General features: G+C 71.0%; 1 protein-coding gene. It reads left to right on the forward strand.

Annotated elements, in window-relative coordinates:
* Positions 1–109 precede the first annotated feature (109 nt).
* A partial coding sequence (gene menD, locus D455_RS0109495) for a 2-succinyl-5-enolpyruvyl-6-hydroxy-3-cyclohexene-1-carboxylic-acid synthase (RefSeq protein ID WP_017570492.1) occupies positions 110–679 on the forward strand: 570 nt, incomplete at its 3' end.

Below are 679 nucleotides of genomic sequence, written 5' to 3' on the forward strand. Positions count from 1 at the left end.
TGGCGGGTAACAGCCGTGTTCGGCCCTCCCGCGTTCTGAGTGGGGTTGACTGTAGGGGCCGAGTCCACATGGTGATACTTGGTACACATTGAGACGATCGAGAGAGTTGATGAATCCGTCTACCGCCCTGGCGCGGGTCCTGGTCGACGAGCTGGCCCGCTGCGGGCTGGCCGAGGCGGTCGTGGCGCCGGGGTCGCGCTCGACGCCGCTCGCCCTGGCCCTGGTCGCCCACCCCGATGTCAGGGTGCACGTGCGCATCGACGAGCGTTCGGCGTCCTTCGCCGCTCTGGGTCTGGCCCGGGTCTCCCGGCGCCCGGTGGCGGTGGTGTGCACCTCCGGTACGGCGGCCGCCAACTTCCATCCGGCGGTGATGGAGGCGGATGAGAGCGGGGTGCCCCTGGTGGTGCTGACCGCCGACCGGCCTCCGGAGCTGCGCGGTACCGGCGCCAACCAGACGGTGGACCAGATCGGCCTGTACGGGAGCGCGGTGCGTATGTTCGCCGAGGTCGGTACGCCCGATCCGGTTCCCGGGATGGTGGCCTACTGGCGGTCGCTGGCCTGTCGGGCGTGGTGCTCGGCCCAGGGTGGTCGGCCGGGGCCGGTCCATCTCAACGTGGCCTTCCGTGACCCGTTGACCCCTGACGTGGAGACGGGCCCCTGGCCCGAGCCGTTGGAGGGG

The sequence above is a fragment of the Nocardiopsis halotolerans DSM 44410 genome (assembly GCF_000341065.1).
In the GTDB taxonomy this organism is placed as follows: Bacteria; Actinomycetota; Actinomycetes; order Streptosporangiales; family Streptosporangiaceae; genus Nocardiopsis; species Nocardiopsis halotolerans.